A 20,876-nucleotide genomic window follows, 5' to 3' on the forward strand; every position below is an offset into this window, starting at 1 on the left:
TGCAACGAATATAACTGCAAAACCGCTTTATGATAACTTCGTCGAATGACTGACGCAACCGTTACCGCAGAAAAATTATTGCAAGCCGAAGCCGTTAAACTTAGTCCTTCCACACCGTTCACCTGGGCAAGCGGATGGAAAAGTCCCATTTATTGCGACAACCGGAAACTGCTTTCGCTGCCTTTTATAAGAGATTATATCAAAAGTGAACTGGCCAATATTGTCTTTGAAAAGTTTCCGGGGGCTGATTTGATTGCGGGAGTAGCCACAGCCGGGATTGCCTGGGGGACGATGGTTGCCGACCAATTAAAACTTCCTTTGGTATATGTTCGGCCAAAGCCTAAAGAGCACGGTTTGGGCAATCAGATAGAGGGAGCCTTTACAGCCGGACAAAAAGTTGTGATAATCGAAGACTTGATTTCAACGGGAAAAAGCAGTCTTCAAGTAGTGGATGTATTGCGCAAAGCCGAAACTGAAGTCATTGGATTGGTATCCATCTTTAGTTATCAATTTGCAGCTGCACAAGATGCTTTTCAAATGGCCAGCTTGCCGGTGTATTCCCTTACGAATTACTCATCTTTACTTGAACTGGCTCTGAAAAAAGGAATTATAAAAAAAGCTGAAGAAGGAGTTTTGTTAAATTGGCGGACCGATCCGGCCAACTGGAGTGGACTTATTTAAATTCGTTTTAAACAAATCGTATGAAGAAAACATTTTTCGCATTCCTTATTCTCTTTACTTCATTCACTGGCTTTGCACAAACTAAGCCCGTTCAAACCGCTAAAATCAGTGTGCCCTCGGTTCAGTGTGAAATGTGCAAAACAAGAATTGAGGAATACCTGAAGCGCATAGACGGTGTCACATTTGTAAATGTAGCCGTAAAGAAAAAAGAAGTAACGGTAAAATACCTGACCGACCGCACGAACGAGGAAATGATAAAAACCTCTATTGCCAACGCAGGTTACGATGCGGCAGAAATAAAAGCCAATCCGGACTCTTATAAAATGCTTCCAAAATGTTGTAAAAAACCTGAAGACGGAGGAGGGATGCCTAAGCATTAATAAAAACCGGTTTTAATTTTTTGCCCGCTTTTGCGGGCTTTTTTATTGTCCATCCCAGCCCCAAGGTGTTTGTGTTGTTCTTCTCATTCATCCGTTTGGCTGACTTACTCTCCTGGTTCGTTTAGAGGAAGCTTCTAATTGCTTACAGGTTCCTCAGGTTCTTAATTAACAGCGAACCCTTCCCTTGCTTGATAATCTTGCTTCTAATACTGCCTCGCCATGAGGCAAATAAGTTTGTTTAAGGAGGGGAGCTGTACTGACAAAAATTCTTATCACCTTCTGGATTCTGATTTTACAGTTGGGTTCCTTAAATCATAGTCGCAGTAAGACGATCAAGGCGATTATAAGCATAAATTTTACATACTAATAATATTAGCATTTAAAAAAACTTTTAGAAATAAAAAAAACTATTATTGTTAGTTAAATTTATTGCATTAAAATATTGATTTTTAAATAATTAAAAAAATTATTTAGATTTAAATAACTATAATTAAAAAGGTAGATTTGCTCTCTCACTAAAATCAAAATATTACTTATTTAAAATTAAAAATTTAGAATTAAATAATTGATATTGAATAAAATGTATTAATCAAATTATTTTAAAAATTAGTTTATATAAAAGTCATAAAAAGTTTGATTTAAAAGCGGCCGTTTTTTTAAAACATTGGCTTAAGGAGGATTGCCATAGATTGAGCATTTCTCCTTTTAAGGACAATTTGGCAATAAGACTTTGTCTTTAATTAGCTTAAACGACTTGCTGTTCTGCCCGTCTATTATAATTCTCTATTTGGCTAATGAACACAGCTTCTTGGCACATTTAGAATAAATTGCAAGTCACATAAACTCGGTTACTAACTGATGAAGAGAATTAACTTCCTGCTTGCCTGCACTTTTTTATTTTGGGCTTTGCCGGCTGATTGCCAAGACTTCTCAAACAAGGGGAAGGATTTTTGGCTTGCTTATCCGGCGCACATCGACGGTAACTCTTCGAGAATGGCGCTTTACATTTCATCTGACATTAGCACAACGGGAACGGTTTTCCTAAACGGAAATTCGATTCCGTTTTCGGTAACCGCTAACCAAGCCACAGTTGTTCAGATATTTCCGACTACCTACCCAGTTATCAATTCGCAGAACGAAGGCATTAAAACTGGCGCGGGAATCCATATCGTTTCGAACGACCCTGTTGTCGTATACGCTCATATTCTAAATGCGGCCCGTTCCGGATCAAGTTTGATCCTGCCTACAAAAACTTTGGGGAGAGAATACACGGCCATTTCATTCAAGAGTTCGGGTAATTCATCCGCGGGAGGAACAAACGGCTCACCTTCCGGGAGCCAGTTTACGATTGTGGGTGTAGAAAATAATACGACCGTTGAAATAACACCATCTGTTACAGATGTGTCGGGCACAAGGCCCGCAGGGGTGGCCTATTCGGTTTCCCTAAATCAAGGGGACGTTTACCAGTTTCGGACTACTTACGATAAAGACGTAACCGGCACGCAAATCCGGTCTTTGGCTACCAGTACTACTTCTTGTAAGCCACTTGCAGTCTTTTCGGGAAGTTCCTGGACTTCTATGGATTGTTCAAACGCTTCTGGCGGCGATAACTTATTTCAGCAATTAATGCCCTTGAATTCCTGGGGAAAGAATTACATCACGGCACCTTTTGCGGGCAGGCAGTATGATATTTTCCGCATTATTGTAAAAGATCCGGCAACTCGGATAACGCTGAACGGTTCGGTTTTAAATGCAAATACCTTAGTTAACAACACCTATTATCAGTTCAGCAGTTCGACGGCTAATGTTATTTCAACGGACAAACCGGTTATGGTTGTTCAATACATGATTTCTCAGACATGCGACACAAGAAACGGCGGAAACGGCGGCAATGCAACCTATCCCGGTGACCCGGAGATGGTTATCTTAAACCCGATTGAACAGACGATCAATGACGTAACCGTAGTATCCGCACGGAGGGATTTGACGCCACCTAATACCAATATAACGGAGCATTTCTTTACGATTATTTGTAAAACGAATTCTCTCCCGAGCCTAAAGGTTGACGGGAATGCGCCTACCGGAACCCCGGTTTCGATTGGGTCAACCGGGTATTCATACATACAGGAGAATGTAACAAATTCAACATCAGTCAACCCTTCTCACCGAATAAAAGCTGACAGTGGTTTTATTGCCCTTGCCTATGGTTTGGGTTCGGTTGAATCGTATGGCTACAATGCCGGCACGAACGTAAAAGATCTTTACCAGTTTGTAACAATTCAGAACCAATACGGCACGGTTAATTTTCCCTCCACTTGCCGCAACACGCCTTTCTTTTTTTCAATGACCTTCCCTTATCAGCCCACGTCGGTTCAATGGGTTTTTGGAGCGGCCCTTAACGGCATAGGCATTACCGACGTCAGTATAAATTCTCCTCAATACGATTCAACCTGGATTGTTAACGGTAAACAGCTTTACCGTTATAAACTGCCCACTTCTTATGTAATTAGCATAGTCGGTACCTATCCTATAAAAGTTATTGCGCAGAACCCGACCGCTGACGGATGCAGCGGCGAACAAGAGATTAATTACGACGTTCAGGTATTTGAAAGGCCTGCCGCAGATTTCACGTTCGCAACTTCTGGTTGTGTTTCCGACTCCGTTCGTTTTACAGACCATGCGAACACGTTTACCAGGCCATCTATTTTATGGTTTTGGAACTTTGGCGACGGGCAGTCATCACAATTACAAAATCCGGCACATTTGTTTTCTTCGGCAAATCCTTATGACGTTAAGTTTTCAGTAGTCACGGACATTGGCTGTATTTCCGACACGATTACCAAACAGGTTGTTCTCACACAACCGCCGGTTGCAAAATTTGGCGTCGTTTCTCCGTATTGTGTTGGCAAAACAATTACGGTGAATGATTCATCAACCTCGGTGAGTGCAAACATTGTAAAATGGACATGGAATTTCGGTGATGGATCGGCAGCTGTTACAACAACAACCAATGCGTCGCAAACCCATACTTATGCAAACAGCGGTTCTTACACCATTACTTTATTGGTAGAAACGGCAAGCGGCTGCAAAAGCTCTTTGTTCTCCAGGCCGATTTTCGTATCACCCAACCCGGTTGGCAATTTTACGTTTGGAAGAGAATGTTTGCCCAGCGGTTCGGTTCAGTTTACGGATGCTTCAACAATAAGTGACGGGACACAAAATGCATTCAGTTACAGTTGGAAATTTGGCGACGGTGGGACATCGCCCCTCAAAAACCCAAGCCACAACTATATATCTGTCGGGCCCTTCACTGCAACACTACTGGTCACTTCGGGGGTGGGTTGTAAGGACAGCGTTACCAAAACAATTGATTCAATTTATGCGCAACCACAAGCAAAGTTTGCTTCTCCGGTGGAAGTTTGTTTCGGTACCGCTGTGAATTTTACCGACCAGAGCACTGCGCAAAACAGCAGCGTTGTTTCCTGGGCCTGGGATTTTGGCGACGGCGCTCCGGTGTCCACCCAACAAAACCCTTCGCATACTTATGCAATTGCCGGAAGCTATACAGTTAAATTAACCGTAACGTCTGCTTTGGGCTGTCTATCAACCCTCGTGTCTCAACAGGTTATTGTGAACCCGTTACCGCTTGCAGATTTCACTGCGTCGCCGCCGTCTTGTGTCACCCGCAGTCTGTCGTTTACCGATAAATCTGCGGCCAATGCCGGAACCCTAACTAAATGGACTTGGAATTTTGGCGACGGTTCTGCACCGGTGGTGGCTACAACCAATGCTAGCCAAGTGCATACATATGGGGCAACCGGTACTTACGATGTCACACTTCAGGTAGAAACAAGCAAGGGTTGCGTGAGTCTCGTCAAGTCGAAAGCCGTTATCATTAGTCCTTTGCCTGCGCCTGGGTTTATTATGCCTGGTAACTGTATTAATGATCCTGTTTCGCAATTTTTTGATACCAGTTCAATTGCCGACGGCAGCCAAGCCCAGTTTACCTATTCTTGGAACTTCGGTGATGCAAACGCAACGGTTACAAATCCTAATACCTCAGGTCTAAAAAATCCCTTGCACAAATTCACCGCTACCGGTAATTACAACGTTCAGTTAACCGTTACATCCAACAACGGATGTACCGATTCTGTCACACAAATCTTTACCATCAACGGTGCAGTGCCGGTATCAACGTTTACGGTTCAAGGCGGTTTGCAACATTGCAGCAACGATTCTGTTTTCATTACGGATAATTCTTCCGTGTTTCCAGGCAAGTTGGTGAAGCTTGAAATTTATTGGGATTATGCCGGCGACCCGACAAACAAAACAACGGTTAGCAATCCAATGCCGGGAGCTGTTTACCGCATCAAGTATCCTGAATTCTTTTCGCCGACCACGAAAAATTATGTCATTCAAGTTGTGTCTTACTCCGGAATTAATTGTCTTAATTCGTCGCAACAAACGGTTATGCTGATGGCGACGCCGGATATAAATTTCCCGGCCATTCGTTCCGTCTGTGCCGATGCGCCTTCTTTTCAAATACCGGCAGACGCTGTGAACATGACGGGCGGAAGCAGTGTATTTTCAGGGAAGGGGGTTACAAGTTCAGGCCAGTTTAGTCCGGCGTTGGCAGGTACGGGCAACGATACCGTACGGTATGCTTATACAGGAACAAACGGTTGCGGTAATTTTAAAGAACAAAGTTTTGCGGTTTATCCTGTTCCGACAGTAAATGCCGGACCTGACCGGTTTGTATTGGAAGGCGGAACAGCAACTCTGGCGGCTACGGCAAGTGGCAACAGGCTGACTTATTTATGGGCGCCGTCAACTTATTTAAACAATCCTTCGATAGTTCAGCCGGTTACTACACCCGGTGATGATATTACATACACGTTAACGGTTTCGTCAACGGATGGTTGCACTGCTTCAGATCAGGTGTTTGTGAAAGTGTTGAAAACGCCAACCATCCCGAATGTGTTTACGCCAAACGGCGATGGCATTAACGACAAATGGGAAATTCAATATCTTGAATCTTATCCCGGAGCAACGATAGACGTGTTTAACCGCTACGGAAGTTTGGTCTATCACTCCATTGGTTATAACAAGCCCTGGGACGGAACGTACAACGGCAAACCAATGCCCGCCGGAACGTATTACTACATTATTAATCCAAAGAACGGACGGAAACAAATTTCCGGCTTCGTGGACATTGTGCGCTAATGAAAAAGATAGTTTTTGCTGCGATCGGTTTTCTTTGTTTGTCTGCAACGCAGGCGCAGCAACGTCCGCATTATACGCAGTACATTTTGAACAATTATATTTTAAACCCGGCATTGAGCGGCATCGAAAACTATACGGACCTGAAGCTAAGCGCAAGAGATCAATGGATAGGATTTGAAGGCAAGCCGCAAACTTTTTATCTATCGGTTCACGCACCGATAGGGAAGAAGGATTATAAAACTTCGGCAACTTCATACAATGTACCCGGTGAAAACCCACGCGGTACAAATTACTGGCAAAACTATACGGCTTCTGAGGCGCATCACGGCATTGGCTTTTCTATGGTCAACGACATCACCGGCAATTACAATGTTTTCACCGCCGATGTTTCTTACGCTTATCATTTGGGGCTATCGCCAACAGTAAATTTAGCCGCAGGTTTTTCGGGAGGTATTTCCAAAGTGAATTACAACCGTGCAAAGTCAACACCCGCAGTTTATGGTGACCCCGGCATCGGCAGCAACGGAAATATTCTTTACAAAACCCGGCCCGATTTGAACGCAGGCCTTTGGCTTTACTCCGGCGATTATTTTATTGGCCTGAGCGCACAGCAAATCATTCCGCAGAAAGTTGCTTTCGTAAACGACTCTTTGGGTTTAAAACTTTTACCGCACCTTTTCGGGACGGCGGGTTATCGTTTTCTTTTGAACGATGATGTGAACATGATTCCATCGGTGATGGTGAAAGGAACTTCCGGCGCCCCAACGCAGGTTGATTTCAATATCAAATTCCAGTATCTTGATTTGCTTTGGTTAGGCGGTGGCTACCGGTTTGGGAATGGTTACTCGGGTATGTTGGGCGTAAACGTTGGTAACACGTTCAACGTTGGTTACGCATACGATTACACGACGACGGCAATCGGTACCGCAAGTCGCGGCACGCATGAAATTGTAATCGGCTTTTTGCTTGGTAATCGTTACGATGATTCTTGTCCGCGGAATGTTTGGTAAAAAGACGGAAGGCTTTTTGAATTGAACCTGTTTTCTCTTCGATATGAAATAAAAAAGCAACGTCTTTTAAAACGCTGCTTTGCATTTATACAAAAACAGTAATTACAGTTGCACCACTTTCTTCGGACGAGTAGCCGCTTTTAAAGAGTCAAGATTTTTGCGGAGTGTTTCTTTCGCAGCGTTCATTTGTTCAACCGAGCAATCCGGAAGAGGCACACATTTTATTTTTGCTTTCGCGCCTATTTCCTTTTCTGCTTTTTGTAATTCCGTCAAGGCTTGTGCGTAAACGGTTTGCAGACTGTCCATTTGCACTTGCACCATTGCCTTGTTTACATTTTCCTGTATCACTTGCCAGTTCAACTTGTCGTAATTGGCTTTCATGTTTTGTTCAATGTTTTGCCAGTTCACTTTGTTCAATTCCTGATAATACTCCTGACGGGCCATCGCTTTTTCTTTCCGGTTCATCACATCGGCCAACGAGGTTTCAATTTCTTTCCATTGCAAAGCGCCAACCACTTTTTTGGTGGTTTCAACCGTGGTCTTTACTCTTTCTTTTTCGTCCTTTGATAAACGGCCATTAACGTCATCAAAGTTTACGTGAACAAAGTCCTTTCTTTCCTGTACATCGGAAGAAAGGTTCTCGTCCACATTCTGTTGAGGCTCGCCGGTAACAATATCAATTTTAATTTGGTTGGAAGCTGTCAAATCGTTGGTTTGTTGCGTTGTTTGTTTCTGTGTTGGGAGTAATATTTTTTTAGCACCGTGCGCCCGTTGAAGTTGCCAGGGCATAAATACGGAATCGGCCGCATAAGAAATAGCCGTGCCGGTCTTTGCGTCTTTAATAATGAGAACCGAATTGAAAAGCAAAATGCAAATCAAGGCCGCGGCCAGCGGAATGATTTGAACAAAGCGGAAAGCTTTTTTCTTTTCCATACCAACGATTTTTTCGATGCGGGTGAGCAGGTTTTGTTTACCGGCAGCGGCTAAGGCGAGTGCCTTGTGCCGTCCGGAGAGTTTTTCCAATTGCAAAAGGGCAGAGGCATAACCAACTTTATCGTAACCAAATTGAAGCACCAATTCGTCGCAGCAGGTTTCGCGGTCGGCTTCAATGGCGTTCATAAAAAGCTTGGCGAAGGGATTAAAATAAAGTAAGGTGTGAATAATGGAAACGATAAAATTCACGAGGTAATCGTAGCGGCGTATATGCGAAAGTTCGTGCAACAAAACCGCTTCTACCTGCGCTGTTGAAAGTTGGTTCATGGCCGCAACGGGCAACAAAATCATCGGCTTTAAATAACCTACCGTTACCGGCGATGACACAAGACTGGAAACAACCAGTTTTACTTTCTTGACAATGCCAAGATGAGCGGCAATTTTTTGAACGAAAAGCCGATAGCGAAGGTCTGCTTTCTCCAATCCTTCTTTTTTAATGGATTGTACAAACTGCCAGTTTTTAAACAACCGGAAAGCGGGAAAAACCAAAAGCAATAAATAAGTGACTGAAGCAGAGAAAAGGCAAACGTTTAAAATATTGTTGGAATGCGGAATGGTATTTTCAAAAAAAGCATAGGTTGACGAATGGTTTTGGTAGTACAAAACAGCCGACCCAACAAACCATCCAAAACCAAGCAGCATTGCAGTTACCGCTGCTTTATAACGGATGTTTGCCGACAATTTAAAAAAGTGGTTTACGCCAAGAAACGCACACCACAAAATGGCCATCTGCCAAAAGCTGTTCAGTGTGGCCCATCCAAGAGTTTGCAAAAAATGCGACTGCATGGTTATTGTTTCTTGAGGTTATCGAGTAGGGTTTGTATTTGCGCCAACTCCTCTGCGGAAACTTTTTGTTCGCCGCTCCCCAATGCCTGCAACACCAGTTGCGTAGACGATCCGCCAAAGAGCGAATCAATCATTTTATCCAGTAAATGTTTTTGTGTTCTTTCCTTGTTTACCGCGGGTTGGTAAATGTGTGTGCGCATGCTTTCGTCACGCTTCACCAAGCCCTTGTCGTGCATGATTTGCATAAGCTTGAGCGTGGTGGTATAGCCGGCATCTTTTGTCTTGGCCAGTTCCTCGTGCACGTCGCGAACGGTGGCGGTGCCGTTTTGCCAAAGTATTTGAAGAATTTCCAGTTCGCTTTCAGTTGGTTTGATGTATTTGGGCGCCATGATAAAAACAATTCGTTGGGCTAATTTACGACCCTTTTCGTATTAACGAAATCATTTTGAGGATTTTGGTTTCAATTGAGGTTTTCAGGAGATGAATGGCAGAATAGAAAGATGGAAGTTTTTATGCCGCGATGAACGGTGTCGGAAAATTACTTTTTCATTGTTTACGAGCGAAGTTCCCTGGTGGTTTTTGAACTGCCGTCGTGACTCCAGCCGGGCGGTTTTATAAAATAATGAAGCTTTTGTTTTAACGATCCTGCGCTTTTTGCTTTTTGGAAGAGTTCAGCCCAGGTTGTGAGAGCAATAACCACCGGGTTAAAGGAAGAAATATTTTTCGTCAATCCGTAACACGGCCGTTCTTCTTCGGGTTGAAAGGTGCCAAAGAACCGGTCCCAAATAATTAGAACGCCGCCGTGGTTTTTGTCAAGGTATTTTAAATCGCTGCCGTGGTGCACCCTGTGATGTGACGGCGTATTCAAAATGTACTCGGCAAATTTTGGAAGACGTTTTACCGCTTCGGTGTGAATCCAGAATTGATAAATCAAACTGACTTGTTGCATGAACAAAATCCAAACTGGATGAAAACCAACCAAGGGCATCCAGGCCCAAAACAAAAATGAGCCGGTCAGGTTGCCTGTCCATGTTTGTCGCAGTGCCGCGGCCAAATTGTAATGTTGCGAAGAATGATGCACCACGTGTGATGCCCAAAACCAGTTTACATTATGCGCCGTGCGGTGAAACCAGTAATAAGAAAAGTCATCGGCAAAAAACAGCAGCCCCCAGAACCACCATGTTCCCGCATCCAAATTGAAAAGCCAGTAGCGATAAAGAAAGAGAAAGAGGCCAAAAATCATGGCCTTGGTAACAAAGCCCACTACTACATTTCCAATGCCCAATCCCAAACTGCTCCAGGTATCTTTTGTTTCGTAAAGGCCTTTGTTCTTTTTATACGAAAACCAGGCCTCTAGCGAAAGAAGCAGAAGAAAACCAGGAATGGCGTAATATAATATAGCAGGCGGCATAAAACCCTAAATCCCTAAAGGGACTTTAGACGCTAACAAAAGTAAGGCTGTTTATTGTTGGGCAGAAAGGTTAAGTTAACGAATGAAATCTCGATCACTTTGTTGGTTTCAGGTACAGAAAATGATTGTGCAAAAACCAGGAACGAAACTGGTAAAGTTTTTCCGTGCTTAGTTCCCTTTAGGGAAAGGGATAAAATAAAAGTCCCCGCCAAGCAGTAGGGGCGGGGAACTTTTCTGTTGTCTCTCACAAAGCAGAACTATCGTAAATAATGTGTATTCGGGGAAGAACTGTTCAGGTCATTCAGTGATATAGACCGCTCAGTTTTCGGTTTCGCTGCACCGGTTTCAGAAATATTTTTTGTCCCGAACATACCTGCCAATGTAGGGGCAATCACCAGCGAAACAATGGACATTAATTTAATCAGGATATTCATCGAGGGGCCGGAGGTGTCTTTAAACGGATCGCCAACTGTGTCGCCAGTTACCGAAGCCTTGTGCGGATCGGAACCTTTGTAGTATTTCTGGCCATTGATGTCCACACCTTTTTCAAAGCTTTTCTTCGCGTTATCCCAAGCGCCGCCGGCGTTGTTTTGAAACATGCCCATCAACACACCGCTAACCGTTGCGCCGGCCAGAAATCCGCCCAACGCTTCGGGCCCTAAAAGAAAACCAATGATAAGGGGGGAAATGATGGCAATAGCGCCGGGCAACATCATTTTCTTTATGGACGCCTCCGTGGAAATGGCCACGCACTTGTCGTACTCTGGTTTTCCTTTCCCTTCCATAATGCCGGGAATTTCGCGAAACTGCCGGCGAACTTCTTCTACCATAGCCATGGCCGCTTCGCCAACCGCACGAATGGCCAGAGAAGAAAATATATAAGGTATCATTCCACCAATAAAAAGAGAAGCAAGCACTTTGGCATTATAGATATTAATGCCCGCCATCGCAAACCCGTTTTGATTGATTACACCAACATAAGCAGCAAAAAGTGCCAATGCCGTTAGGGCAGCAGAGGCAATGGCAAAACCTTTGCCCGTTGCTGCTGTTGTATTACCCACGGCGTCGAGCGTATCTGTTTTTTCACGTACCTCTTTTGGTAGCTCGCTCATTTCTGCAATGCCTCCTGCATTATCAGCAATCGGACCAAAAGCATCTATGGCTAATTGCATGGCCGTTGTCGCCATCATTCCCGCGGCGGCAATAGCAACACCGTATAAACCGGCAAAAGCATAGGAGCCATAAATGCCACCGGCTAATACAAGAATTGGAAGAAAAGTAGATTCCATCCCAATGGCTAACCCGCCAATCACATTGTGGTAGCATGACCTGTACCTGATTGGCGAACGATGCTTAAGACCGGGCGTTTGCCCATAGCGGTATAAAACTCCGTGATGATGCTCATTAATGTACCCACTACCAGGCCAACAGCAATCGCACCAAATACCTTTATAGATGTAAAGCCTTCAATACCCGGTTTTAAACTTCCATTTGCAAAGTCGCGGATCAAATACATGTCACCGGATGGAAGAAGATAAGTACATAAAAAATAAGACGCAACGGCAGTTAGGACAATAGAACCCCAGTTGCCCATGTTCAACGCTTTTTGAACAACGGATGTATGAATGCCTGCATTTTCACTGATGCGGACAAAAAAAGTTCCGATGATGGAAAAGAGAATTCCGACACCCGCAATCAACATCGGTAAAAGGATTGGCGAGAAGCCCGAAAAGCCATCGCTTAATTCCGTGCCTGTGCTGTTAACGACTTCGTGTCCTAAAACAATCGTTGCCAAAACCGTTGCTACATACGAGCCAAACAAATCTGCACCCATGCCCGCAACGTCACCAACATTGTCACCCACGTTATCGGCAATAGTGGCCGGGTTGCGCGGATCGTCTTCGGGGATTCCCGCTTCTACTTTTCCAACGAGGTCAGCACCCACATCGGCGGCCTTTGTATAAATGCCGCCGCCAACACGGGCAAACAGCGCAATGCTTTCTGCGCCCAATGAAAAACCCGTCAACACTTCAATGGCGCGGGTTACTTCGTGCGAAGTTGACAACGCACCAGAGGCAAAAACTTTCAGTAGAACAATAAACAAGCCCCCTAATCCTAAAACAGCCAATCCCGCAACGCCCATTCCCATTACGGCACCGCCGGTAAACGAAACCTGCAAGGCTTTTGATAGTGATGTACGGGCCGCGTGCGCCGTGCGAACATTGGCCTTGGTAGCTGCACGCATACCGATATAACCCGCCAATGCACTGAAGAAAGCCCCAATAATAAAAGCAATGGCAATAGACCAATGCGATTCTTTGTTGGTGTAACCCATGAAGCCGAGCAACAACGCTACGATAATTCCAAAATAGGTAAGGATTTTCCATTCGGCTTTTAAGAAGGCCATCGCTCCTTCAGCGATGTAAGTCGAAATCTCTTTCATACGGTCGGTACCGGCATCCTGTTTACTAACCCAGGAAAATTTCCACAAGGTGTACAACAATCCGATCAATCCCATTACGGGGACGAGATAAGCATAAGATTCAAATGAATGCATGTCGGCTTTTTTTTAGCGGTGCGCAAAGATAGGGGTTTCGGATATTGAGAGGTAGCCTCTGCTGTTTTTCCACCAAAGGCTTGCCGGTGCTGCGTTTGAGGGAAATGAGCAAGTGCATCGCGACGACTGTTTTGGATTGATGGGCGATTGGATCGGCCGTTGTTGAAATAGGAAAGCACCGGTGTTTATGTTTATTTATTCACAAAGAAATGCACAAGTTTTTCGTTTGCATAAAAGAATAAAAAGCACAACGGAACGTGGCATGTAATTTTGATGAATGAAAGCAAATCTTTTTGTATGAACGCAACAACTGCTATAGCCGGAGGATTGGCGGGTGCCGCAGCTGTGACCTTACTGCACGAGAGCATTCGGCGGGTGGTACCTGAAGCGCCGCGGATGGATCGCCTGGGCATGCAAGCCATTTCGAAGGGATTAAAAAAAGCCGGTAAAAAGGTACCAAAAGAAGACGCCTTGTTTACGGCGGCGATGGTAGGCGATATTTTAACCAACGCAATATTTTACAGTGCGGCCGGCATTGGCAAAGAAAAAAACATTTGGAAGCGCAGCGCTGCGCTTGGTTTGGCCGCTGGTCTTGGCGCTGTATTATTACCCCAACCTTTGGGCCTGAACAGCAAGTACAGCAACCGTACCGTAGCCACGCAGATTATGACGGTGGGTTTGTACGTTACCGGCGCCCTTGTAACAACAGCCGTCATTAAATTGCTGAACAAGAAAAAACAGGTAAAGCATACAGAGTGGGAACGTAGGCTTGTCACATCGGCAATGGGCTGATGAAATTTCTTAGAGCTGCGCAAGTTTTTATCAAAGGTTTCGGTTTCGGCGAAGCCTTTTTTGTTTTCTGTTTTGCCCGGTTTGAAAAAGCCTTTGGCGCATTCTGATTGCCCGTTCAACCGTTTGCAGCCAATGAAAAAAGCTTTAAAACTTGTTTGTCGCCTTTAACGAAGCACTACAAAACTTTCCTCTACATTTGCGCCTCCCGCTGCGGCGGGAACGACTTGCGCATGAAACCCATTCAAGAGATATACAGCCAATTAACCGGAAAGAAAAAGATCGTCATTACCATGCACCAAAAACCCGATGCGGATGCGATGGGTTCTTCGCTGGGGCTGTACCATTTTTTAAAACAATTGGGCCACGAGGTAACGGTGATTTCTCCGACCAACTGGGCTCGCTGGCTCGATTGGATGGAAGGCAGCAAGGAAGTGCTGGACTATGAGTTGCACAAAACTGAGAGCGATAAAAAGCTGACCGAAGCCGAGTGGCTTTTTTGCCTTGACCACAATCATTTTAGCCGTACCAAAAACATGGCGAAGAAACTGGCCGAAATGGCTTGCGTCAAGATTTTAATTGACCATCACCAGGAACCCGACGAGGCTTCGTTTGATTACGGCGAATCCAACACGGGCAAGAGTTCCACCTGCGAGATGGTGTATGATTTTATCGTAAACTCCGGCCATCGCGACAAGATAAACATCTTTGCCGCCGAATGCCTTTATGCGGGTGTTGTGGCCGATACGGGTTCGTTTCGTTTTTCTTCTACCCATGCTTCGGTTCATCACATGGTAGCTTATTTAAAAGAAATAGGGCTGGAGCACACCAAAGTGCACGAAGCCTTGTACGATAATTTTCTCGAAAACCGCCTTCGCTTTTTGGGCCACGTGTTGAGCAACCGGTTGGAAGTAAACTATCAATTGAACACCGCCATGATGTGGGTTTCCAAGCAGGAGACTTTAAAGTTCGACATTAAAACCGGAGACACGGAAGGCCTCGTAAATTATCCGCTCTCCATTCAGGGCATCAAACTCGTTGGACTTGTGATTGACCGCGACGAAGAACGCAAATGGAGCTTTCGCAGCAAGGGCAATTTTGACTGCAACACCTTTGCAAGAAAATATTTCAACGGCGGTGGTCACTTTAACGCTGCCGGTGGCCGCGACACGGCTTCGCTGCAGGAAACGATAAAAAAATTTAGCGAGGCCATTCAGGAAAACAGCTCTCTTTTACAATAAACAAAAAATACAAATGAAAGTAACGAAACAGGTTTTTGGCGCAGCACTGCTTGCCTTGACAACACTGGCCGCCTGCAAAAACACAGAGTTCAAAAAAACAAAAGACGGCCTTCCGTACAGGGTAATGGGCGAAGGCAAGGGCGATAAAATTGTACCGGGCAACGTGATCCGTTTTCACGCCACAACCCGCCTTGGCGACAGCTTGTTGTCGAGTACGTACACAATGGGCGGCCCGCAAACCGTGCCCATTCCAAAGGACGGACCCAACATGGCAATGTTCCAGATATTTTTTGATGCGCACAAAGGCGACAGCATTCTTTTGTTGCAGCCGGTAGATTCGATTCTTGCCAAAAACCCGATGGCCGCAAAAGATTCTTTCCTGCTTTCGAAAAAAGGAAAGAACATTGAAACCGTTTTGAAAATTGTGGACGTGTTTAAAGATGAGGCGAGCCTGACCAGCCAGCAACGAGCAAAAGATTCCGTTGCCATTCAGACGTACCTGAAAGAAAAAAACATTCCGGCCAAAGCCACGCCCAAAGGCGTGTACGTGCAAACGCTTACGCCTGGAAACGGTCAATTGCCCAAACCCGGACAGACAATGAGCATTCGCTATGCCGGTAAACTTTTTAACGGCCAGGAATTTGACTCTAATACCAAACCCGGCGACCCGTTGTTGCCCGTGCAGCTTGGTACAGGCAGCACCATTCCGGGTTTTGAAGAAGGCTTGTCGCAATTGTCAAAAGGAGAGAAGGCGCTGCTTTTTATTCCATCGTCATTGGCCTACGGCGAACGCGGAAGCCAGCCTGACATGACCGGCCAGCAACGCATCAAGCCGAACGAGAATTTGATTTTTGAAATTGAAGTAGCGGACATTAGCGATAAGGCTCCCGCTGCGGCAATGCCTCCAACAGCGGCACTTGATTCCATGAAAAAATCGTCTCGTAAATAATTCTTTCGCATTTTTGCAGCCCCGCTGCGGCGGGGCTGTTTTAATCCTGCACGTTGAGAACAAGGCTCCGTTTTTAGTCCAAGATTCCAACAGAGGTATCTGAAGCTTTTGAAAACTATCCGGCCAAACACGCTTACTGTAATCCCGGCCTTTCGAAAAGAAAACGATTCATTGTCCAAACCACAATATGTTAATGGGAAGGAGAGCAGCCAGCGCTGCTCTTTTCTTTTTATAAATAGATGAACGCCGATTGCTGTGCAAACGAGAGTTTATCCTTTGTAAGCAAGATAAAGTTCAGTAGCCTCTTTGGCTTCTTTCACATCGTGCACCCGCAAAATGTTTGCACCGTTTAACAGCGCCATTGTGTGCAGCACCGTTGTTCCGTTCAGGGCTTTGTCCGCCGTGGTTTGAAGTGTTTTGTAAACCGTTGCCTTGCGCGAAAGACCCACCATTAACGGCTTCTCCAATTGAGCAAAAAAAGAAAGCTCCCGTAGCAGTTGAAAATTGTGCTGAATGGTTTTGCCAAAGCCAAAGCCGGGATCAACAATGATATCCTTGATGCCCGTTCTTTCCAATTCTTTTATCCTGAACGAAAGCGAATCGAACACCTCAAGCGTCACATTTTGATACGTTGCATTCTTTTGCATCGTTTGCGGATTGCCCCGCATGTGCATCAGCACGTAAGGCACGTTGAGTGCGGCAACCGTTGGCAAAAGGTTCGGATCAATTGTTCCGGCGCTCACATCGTTAATCATGCTCGCTCCGGCGTTCACTGCTTCGGTTGCAACCCCGGCGTAGAACGTATCAATTGAAAGAACCTGACCGGGGAAATTTTTATGCAAGGCTTCAACAGCGGGAACAACTCTTTTTAATTCTTCTTCTTCTGAAATTCGTTGGCTGGCCGGCCTTGTGCTTTGTCCGCCTATGTCTAAAATTGCGGCGCCGCTGCTTATCATTTCTTCGGCCTTGTGCAACAAAGCGTCTTCGTTGTTTAAGCGGCTGCCGGCATAAAACGAATCCGGCGTAAGGTTTAATATTCCCATGACAACGGGTTCGTTAATCGTCAATATTCTTCCCTTGCAATTGAGTGTAAACATTGGTGGGCCTTCCTTACTTTTGAACGAATGTAGGAGAAAGCTGTCAGCCATCCGCTATCGGCCATCCGCCTGCAAATCAACCTTGTTAACTTTCAAAGCTGAATGCCGATAGCTGAAAGCGCAGAGCCAAAGACCATGTCCACCATCAAACAATACGAAGCCGTTATTCAACGGTGCAAAGAGATTTTCCTGAAAAAAACTACCGATTACGGAACGGCCTGGCGGGTATTGCGAACCATCTCCGTGGTTGATCAAATCTATATCAAAGCTTACCGCGTACGCACCGTTCAGGATGTGGGCGAACAAAAGATCGGCGACGACATTCCGGGTGAATTTATCGGCATAATTAATTACGCCGTCATTGGTTTGATTCAACTGCAATTGACCGAAGACGACGAAGAAGAACTGAGCACGGAAACCGTAAAGATTTTGTATGACAAATACATTGGTGAAGCCAGGACTTTGATGCAGCAAAAGAACCACGATTACGGAGAAGCCTGGCGGCAAATGAGCGACGAAAGTTTTGTGGATTTGATTTTGATGAAACTGCAACGCATGAGGCAAATTCTTGCCAACAAAGGCCGCACACTCATTAGCGAAGGCCTTGATGCGAATTACTACGACATCATCAACTACGCCGTGTTTGCGCTCATTTTGCTCGGCGAAAGAAAAGCATAATCGTTATGAAGACGATCGTTCGCATCATTCAAATATTCGTCGGCATTTTGTTCGTTGTTTCGGGACTTGTGAAAGCCAACGATCCTATCGGCCTTGGCTACAAAATGCAGGAGTTTTTTGAACTGTGGGGAACGGGTTTTTCGCAGGGTTCTTTCGTGCGGAATGCACTCGATTTTTTTCACGGCATTTCGCTGCCGCTTTCCATCGGTATGATTACGCTGGAGATTTTGGCCGGTGTTGCGCTGCTTCTTGGCTGGAAGAAAAAGTTCATCATCTGGCTGCTGTTGGTGCTGATCGTTTTCTTCACTTTTCTTACCGGCTATGCCTATCTATCGGGCAAGTTTACCAACTGCGGTTGCTTCGGCGATTGTCTTCCCATCACGCCGTTAACGTCGTTTCTAAAAGACCTTGCGCTGTTGGCAATGATTCTGTTGCTGCTCTTCGGACAGCGATACATTGCACCGGTTTTTACTCCTCGTTTACGCACAACAATTCTCGGCCTTTGCCTTCTCCTAAGCCTCGGCTTGCAGTGGTACGTTTTAAATTATTTGCCGCTTGCCGATTGTCTTCCGTTTAAAAAAGGAAACAATATTTCGGAGCAAATGAAGCCGCCGCCCGGTTCTCGTCCCGACAGCATTGTGATTAAATACGTTTACGAAAAAGGAGGGAAGCGTTACGAATGGGCCGCGAATGAATTGCCGGCTGATTTCAGCACTTACAAATACGTTGACCGCATTGACAAAGTGGTGCGCAAAGGCAACGCCGATCCGGCGATCAAAGGTTTTTCACTGGTGGGTGTAAGCGGCGAAGATTCAACGCAAATTGTTTTAGAACAACCGGCAGCTGTTGTTGTGTTTGCACTTGATTTTACAAATCATCAATGGGTAAAGGCTTTCATGGAGGTTGCAAAGGCAGCGCAATCGCGGAACATACCGGTTTACGTTGCGTCAACAAATTTGCTTGAGGGCGAGAAAGCTTTTTTAGAAGAAGGAATTACCGGCGTGCAGTTTTTTAATACGGACTTTACCGTTGTGCGAACGGTAGCAAGAACAACGCCGACGATTTTGTTTCTAAAAAAAGGGACCATTGCTCGAAAGTTTAGCAAGAACGGAATGGCCGATGCCAAGGCTGCCGTTGCTTCGCTCTGAGTTAATTCACTAACTTGACCGCGTGCTGAAATTCATTCTAAAAAAATTACTGTACGGGCTTTTTGTTTTGATCGGCGTGGTCGTTCTCGTTTTTGTTTTGTTCCAGGGTTTCGGCGATCCGTCGCGGCTAGTAATGGGACAAACGGGCGACGCAAAAACGCAGGAAGCCATTCGCAAAGAACTCTATCTCGATCAGCCCAAATGGAAACAATTTCTTTATTACCTCAACGATGTTTCGCCCATTGCTTTTCATTCAAAAGAAGAAATCAAAAAGAAAGACCTCACCGGGATTTTCGTCGGCGGCGAAACAAAGTTTTCGCTCAAGTTTCCTTACCTGCGCAAGTCTTATCAAACCAAAAAATCGGTAAGCGATGTTTTGCTGGAAGCCTTGCCCGGCACGCTTTTGCTGGCCGTTACGGCCATGTTTATTGCCGTTCTTATCGGCATTCCATTAGGCGTATTGGCCGCGGTAAAACAAAACAGTTGGATGGATACCTCGGCGGTGTTTGCCAGTATTGTAGGCATCTCTGCGCCGTCGTTTTTTATGGCCATCATCACTGCTTATTTATTCGGTTTTGTATGGAGCGGTTGGACGGGCCTGCACATCACCGGCAGTTGGTTCGACATTGATTCAACCGGGGCCAAGCGGCTCACGTTGCAAAACCTGATTCTGCCCGCGTTTACACTCGGCATTCGTCCTTTAGCAATCATCACCCAACTCACCCGCAGCGCTATGCTCGACGTGCTGGACCAAGACTACATTCGCACGGCTTACGCAAAAGGTTTGAGCCGGCAAACGGTCATTTGGAAACACGCCCTGCGCAACGCACTCAACCCGGTGATAACGGCCGTCACGGGTTGGTTTGCCGAGTTGCTTGCCGGTGCTTTTTTTATTGAATGGATTTTTGGCTGGAAGGGCATTGGCAAGGTAACCGTAGACGCGCTGGAGAAGCTCGACTTTCCGGTAGTGATGGGTTCCGTACTCATATCCGCCACGTTTTTTATTCTTGTAAACATCCTTGCCGATATACTTTACGGTATCGTTGATCCGCGTGTTCGAATCCGGTAACCATTTCATCACAAAAACATAAACTCAGGCATACGCCAGCTCTGTTCAATTGCTTAACTTTAAGGTACAAGCCGCCACACAATCACCACTTATTTCTTCAACGATTAAAATTGCTTGTATGGAACAGGTTGCAGATTTGTTGGCCAAAAAAGCCCCGCAGTTCAACACCGTTACCACCGATTCACTCGTTAGCGACGCATTGTACCAGATGAGTTGCGAGGCCGTTGACTTTCTCATTGTGTTGGACAAAGACAAGTTTAAGGGCATTATCTCCGATCACGACATTGCGTCGCGCATTTTGTTAGAAGACCGGCCACTGAAGGAAATTGAGGTTTGGGAATTTATGAACACGTCTTTGCCGGTGGCAACACCCGATGCTTCGCTGCAAAGCTGCATGCAACTGATGGAACGCTTCAGTGCACGTCACCTGGCGGTGTTTGACCGTTTTGAATTCAAAGGCGTGATTTCCTCTTATGATCTAATGCAGGAAGCCATGCACAGTCCGCAGTATTTTTTTGAAGAAGAGGCACCGCGCCGTGGCTACCCCTGGACTTATTGAATGACGATGTCCTCAATAACTTTTTCGCCCAAAGCTTCGTTTATGCGAAGCTTTATTTTTTCTTTTTGGTAGAGAAGTTCCTGCTTCAGCGGCGCAACGTTCGTCGTGATGAAAAGCGTTTTGTTAATGACCTTGAGGTTATCGGTGTAGCGGGCGATGGTTTTGCCCATGACGGCTTCCCACACGTCTTCAATTTGCAATGCCTGGATAGAGCCTTTGATGCGGCTTTGGTTCAGGTAAAGTTTGATGGCATCGCCAAGGGAGTATTGCGCCATGAAGCGAAGGTAAGTGGATTAAAGATTAGG

18 protein-coding genes are annotated in these 20,876 nt (G+C 45.5%); 11 read left to right on the forward strand and 7 right to left on the reverse strand.

Features of this window, described 5'->3' with window-relative positions; genetic code table 11:
* Positions 1-45: 45 nt before the first annotated feature.
* The 4 genes from pyrE (at position 46) to FSB75_RS01820 (ending at position 7,294) form a co-directional block, all read left to right on the forward strand.
* Positions 46-681 carry an orotate phosphoribosyltransferase gene (pyrE, locus tag FSB75_RS01805; RefSeq protein WP_146781863.1) on the forward strand — a complete coding sequence of 212 codons (636 nt, stop codon included), beginning with the start codon at positions 46-48 and terminating at the stop codon, positions 679-681.
* A gap of 20 nt (positions 682-701) precedes the next feature.
* On the forward strand, positions 702-1,061 hold the full coding sequence (locus FSB75_RS01810; protein WP_146781866.1) for a heavy-metal-associated domain-containing protein: 360 nt from the start codon (positions 702-704) through the stop codon (positions 1,059-1,061).
* A gap of 993 nt (positions 1,062-2,054) precedes the next feature.
* Complete coding sequence (locus tag FSB75_RS22290; protein WP_172623040.1) at positions 2,055-6,284, forward strand: gliding motility-associated C-terminal domain-containing protein; 4,230 nt, start codon at positions 2,055-2,057, stop codon at positions 6,282-6,284.
* A complete protein-coding gene (locus FSB75_RS01820) occupies positions 6,284-7,294 on the forward strand; it encodes a PorP/SprF family type IX secretion system membrane protein (RefSeq protein WP_146781872.1) in 1,011 nt (336 codons plus the stop codon). The genes FSB75_RS22290 and FSB75_RS01820 overlap by 1 nt, the downstream gene beginning before the upstream one ends.
* A 102-nt stretch (positions 7,295-7,396) precedes the next feature.
* Here FSB75_RS01820 and FSB75_RS01825 read toward each other — a convergent pair whose 3' ends face one another.
* The 5 genes from FSB75_RS01825 to FSB75_RS22195 all read right to left on the reverse strand — a co-directional run bounded on the left by FSB75_RS01825 (position 7,397) and on the right by FSB75_RS22195 (position 13,041).
* Positions 7,397-9,073 (reverse strand): M56 family metallopeptidase, encoded by a 1,677-nt coding sequence (locus tag FSB75_RS01825; protein WP_146781874.1) that lies wholly within the window; start codon positions 9,071-9,073, stop codon positions 7,397-7,399.
* Positions 9,074-9,075: 2 nt separating this feature from the next.
* Positions 9,076-9,462: a BlaI/MecI/CopY family transcriptional regulator gene (locus FSB75_RS01830; protein ID WP_146781877.1), complete on the reverse strand. Its 387-nt coding sequence runs from the start codon at positions 9,460-9,462 to the stop codon at positions 9,076-9,078.
* 164 nt (positions 9,463-9,626) lie between these two features.
* Entirely contained in the window at positions 9,627-10,484 is an 858-nt protein-coding gene (locus tag FSB75_RS01835; protein WP_146781880.1) for a sterol desaturase family protein, read from the reverse strand.
* Positions 10,485-10,741: 257 nt separating this feature from the next.
* Complete coding sequence (locus tag FSB75_RS22190; protein ID WP_262711946.1) at positions 10,742-11,773, reverse strand: sodium/proton-translocating pyrophosphatase; 1,032 nt, start codon at positions 11,771-11,773, stop codon at positions 10,742-10,744.
* A gap of 20 nt (positions 11,774-11,793) precedes the next feature.
* Positions 11,794-13,041 carry a sodium/proton-translocating pyrophosphatase gene (locus tag FSB75_RS22195; RefSeq protein WP_262711947.1) on the reverse strand — a complete coding sequence of 416 codons (1,248 nt, stop codon included), beginning with the start codon at positions 13,039-13,041 and terminating at the stop codon, positions 11,794-11,796.
* 297 nt (positions 13,042-13,338) lie between these two features.
* On the opposite strand from FSB75_RS22195, the gene FSB75_RS01845 reads away from it, so the two are divergent.
* The 3 genes from FSB75_RS01845 (at position 13,339) to FSB75_RS01855 (ending at position 16,020) form a co-directional block, all read left to right on the forward strand.
* Positions 13,339-13,833 carry a hypothetical protein gene (locus FSB75_RS01845; RefSeq protein WP_194162068.1) on the forward strand — a complete coding sequence of 165 codons (495 nt, stop codon included), beginning with the start codon at positions 13,339-13,341 and terminating at the stop codon, positions 13,831-13,833.
* A gap of 230 nt (positions 13,834-14,063) precedes the next feature.
* Entirely contained in the window at positions 14,064-15,071 is a 1,008-nt protein-coding gene (locus FSB75_RS01850; RefSeq protein WP_146781883.1) for a DHH family phosphoesterase, read from the forward strand.
* Between the two features lie 13 nt (positions 15,072-15,084).
* Positions 15,085-16,020: an FKBP-type peptidyl-prolyl cis-trans isomerase gene (locus FSB75_RS01855; RefSeq protein ID WP_146781886.1), complete on the forward strand. Its 936-nt coding sequence runs from the start codon at positions 15,085-15,087 to the stop codon at positions 16,018-16,020.
* A 269-nt stretch (positions 16,021-16,289) separates the two neighbouring features.
* On the opposite strand, the gene folP is transcribed toward FSB75_RS01855, so the two are convergent.
* Positions 16,290-17,117 (reverse strand): dihydropteroate synthase, encoded by an 828-nt coding sequence (gene folP / locus FSB75_RS01860; RefSeq protein ID WP_146781889.1) that lies wholly within the window; start codon positions 17,115-17,117, stop codon positions 16,290-16,292.
* A gap of 102 nt (positions 17,118-17,219) precedes the next feature.
* Here folP and FSB75_RS01865 point away from each other — a divergent pair, with 102 nt between their 5' ends.
* From FSB75_RS01865 to FSB75_RS01880, 4 genes are all read left to right on the forward strand, one after another.
* On the forward strand, positions 17,220-17,795 hold the full coding sequence (locus FSB75_RS01865) for a DUF1599 domain-containing protein (RefSeq protein ID WP_227990743.1): 576 nt from the start codon (positions 17,220-17,222) through the stop codon (positions 17,793-17,795).
* A gap of 5 nt (positions 17,796-17,800) precedes the next feature.
* Positions 17,801-18,943, forward strand: coding sequence for a BT_3928 family protein (locus FSB75_RS01870; RefSeq protein ID WP_146781892.1), 1,143 nt, complete (start codon positions 17,801-17,803; stop codon positions 18,941-18,943).
* A 22-nt stretch (positions 18,944-18,965) separates the two neighbouring features.
* Entirely contained in the window at positions 18,966-20,012 is a 1,047-nt protein-coding gene (locus tag FSB75_RS01875) for an ABC transporter permease (RefSeq protein WP_146781895.1), read from the forward strand.
* A 118-nt stretch (positions 20,013-20,130) separates the two neighbouring features.
* Positions 20,131-20,571, forward strand: a complete 441-nt coding sequence (locus tag FSB75_RS01880) for a CBS domain-containing protein (RefSeq protein ID WP_146781898.1) — start codon at positions 20,131-20,133, stop codon at positions 20,569-20,571.
* On the opposite strand, the gene FSB75_RS01885 is transcribed toward FSB75_RS01880, so the two are convergent.
* The gene (locus FSB75_RS01885; RefSeq protein WP_146781901.1) at positions 20,565-20,846 is read right to left on the reverse strand and encodes a DUF721 domain-containing protein; all 282 of its coding nucleotides are present in this window, start codon (positions 20,844-20,846) and stop codon (positions 20,565-20,567) included. The genes FSB75_RS01880 and FSB75_RS01885 overlap by 7 nt on opposite strands.
* Positions 20,847-20,876 lie beyond the last annotated feature (30 nt).

Origin of the sequence: Flavisolibacter ginsenosidimutans (assembly GCF_007970805.1) — a bacterium.
GTDB classification, from domain to species: domain Bacteria; phylum Bacteroidota; class Bacteroidia; order Chitinophagales; family Chitinophagaceae; genus Flavisolibacter; species Flavisolibacter ginsenosidimutans.

Bases quoted from the DNA above. Each gene is read 5' to 3' on its own strand.
- FSB75_RS22190 (WP_262711946.1), bottom strand. From the start codon at position 11,773: ATGGAATCTACTTTTCTTCCAATTCTTGTATTAGCCGGTGGCATTTAT.
- FSB75_RS01810 (WP_146781866.1), top strand. From the start codon at position 702: ATGAAGAAAACATTTTTCGCATTCCTTATTCTCTTTACTTCATTCACT.
- FSB75_RS01830 (WP_146781877.1), bottom strand. From the start codon at position 9,462: ATGGCGCCCAAATACATCAAACCAACTGAAAGCGAACTGGAAATTCTT.
- FSB75_RS01825 (WP_146781874.1), bottom strand. From the start codon at position 9,073: ATGCAGTCGCATTTTTTGCAAACTCTTGGATGGGCCACACTGAACAGC.
- FSB75_RS01850 (WP_146781883.1), top strand. From the start codon at position 14,064: ATGAAACCCATTCAAGAGATATACAGCCAATTAACCGGAAAGAAAAAG.
- FSB75_RS01865 (WP_227990743.1), top strand. From the start codon at position 17,220: ATGCCGATAGCTGAAAGCGCAGAGCCAAAGACCATGTCCACCATCAAA.
- pyrE (WP_146781863.1), top strand. From the start codon at position 46: ATGACTGACGCAACCGTTACCGCAGAAAAATTATTGCAAGCCGAAGCC.
- FSB75_RS01845 (WP_194162068.1), top strand. From the start codon at position 13,339: ATGAACGCAACAACTGCTATAGCCGGAGGATTGGCGGGTGCCGCAGCT.
- folP (WP_146781889.1), bottom strand. From the start codon at position 17,117: ATGTTTACACTCAATTGCAAGGGAAGAATATTGACGATTAACGAACCC.
- FSB75_RS22290 (WP_172623040.1), top strand. From the start codon at position 2,055: ATGGCGCTTTACATTTCATCTGACATTAGCACAACGGGAACGGTTTTC.
- FSB75_RS01880 (WP_146781898.1), top strand. From the start codon at position 20,131: ATGGAACAGGTTGCAGATTTGTTGGCCAAAAAAGCCCCGCAGTTCAAC.
- FSB75_RS01820 (WP_146781872.1), top strand. From the start codon at position 6,284: ATGAAAAAGATAGTTTTTGCTGCGATCGGTTTTCTTTGTTTGTCTGCA.
- FSB75_RS01885 (WP_146781901.1), bottom strand. From the start codon at position 20,846: ATGGCGCAATACTCCCTTGGCGATGCCATCAAACTTTACCTGAACCAA.
- FSB75_RS01835 (WP_146781880.1), bottom strand. From the start codon at position 10,484: ATGCCGCCTGCTATATTATATTACGCCATTCCTGGTTTTCTTCTGCTT.
- FSB75_RS01855 (WP_146781886.1), top strand. From the start codon at position 15,085: ATGAAAGTAACGAAACAGGTTTTTGGCGCAGCACTGCTTGCCTTGACA.
- FSB75_RS22195 (WP_262711947.1), bottom strand. From the start codon at position 13,041: ATGCATTCATTTGAATCTTATGCTTATCTCGTCCCCGTAATGGGATTG.
- FSB75_RS01870 (WP_146781892.1), top strand. From the start codon at position 17,801: ATGAAGACGATCGTTCGCATCATTCAAATATTCGTCGGCATTTTGTTC.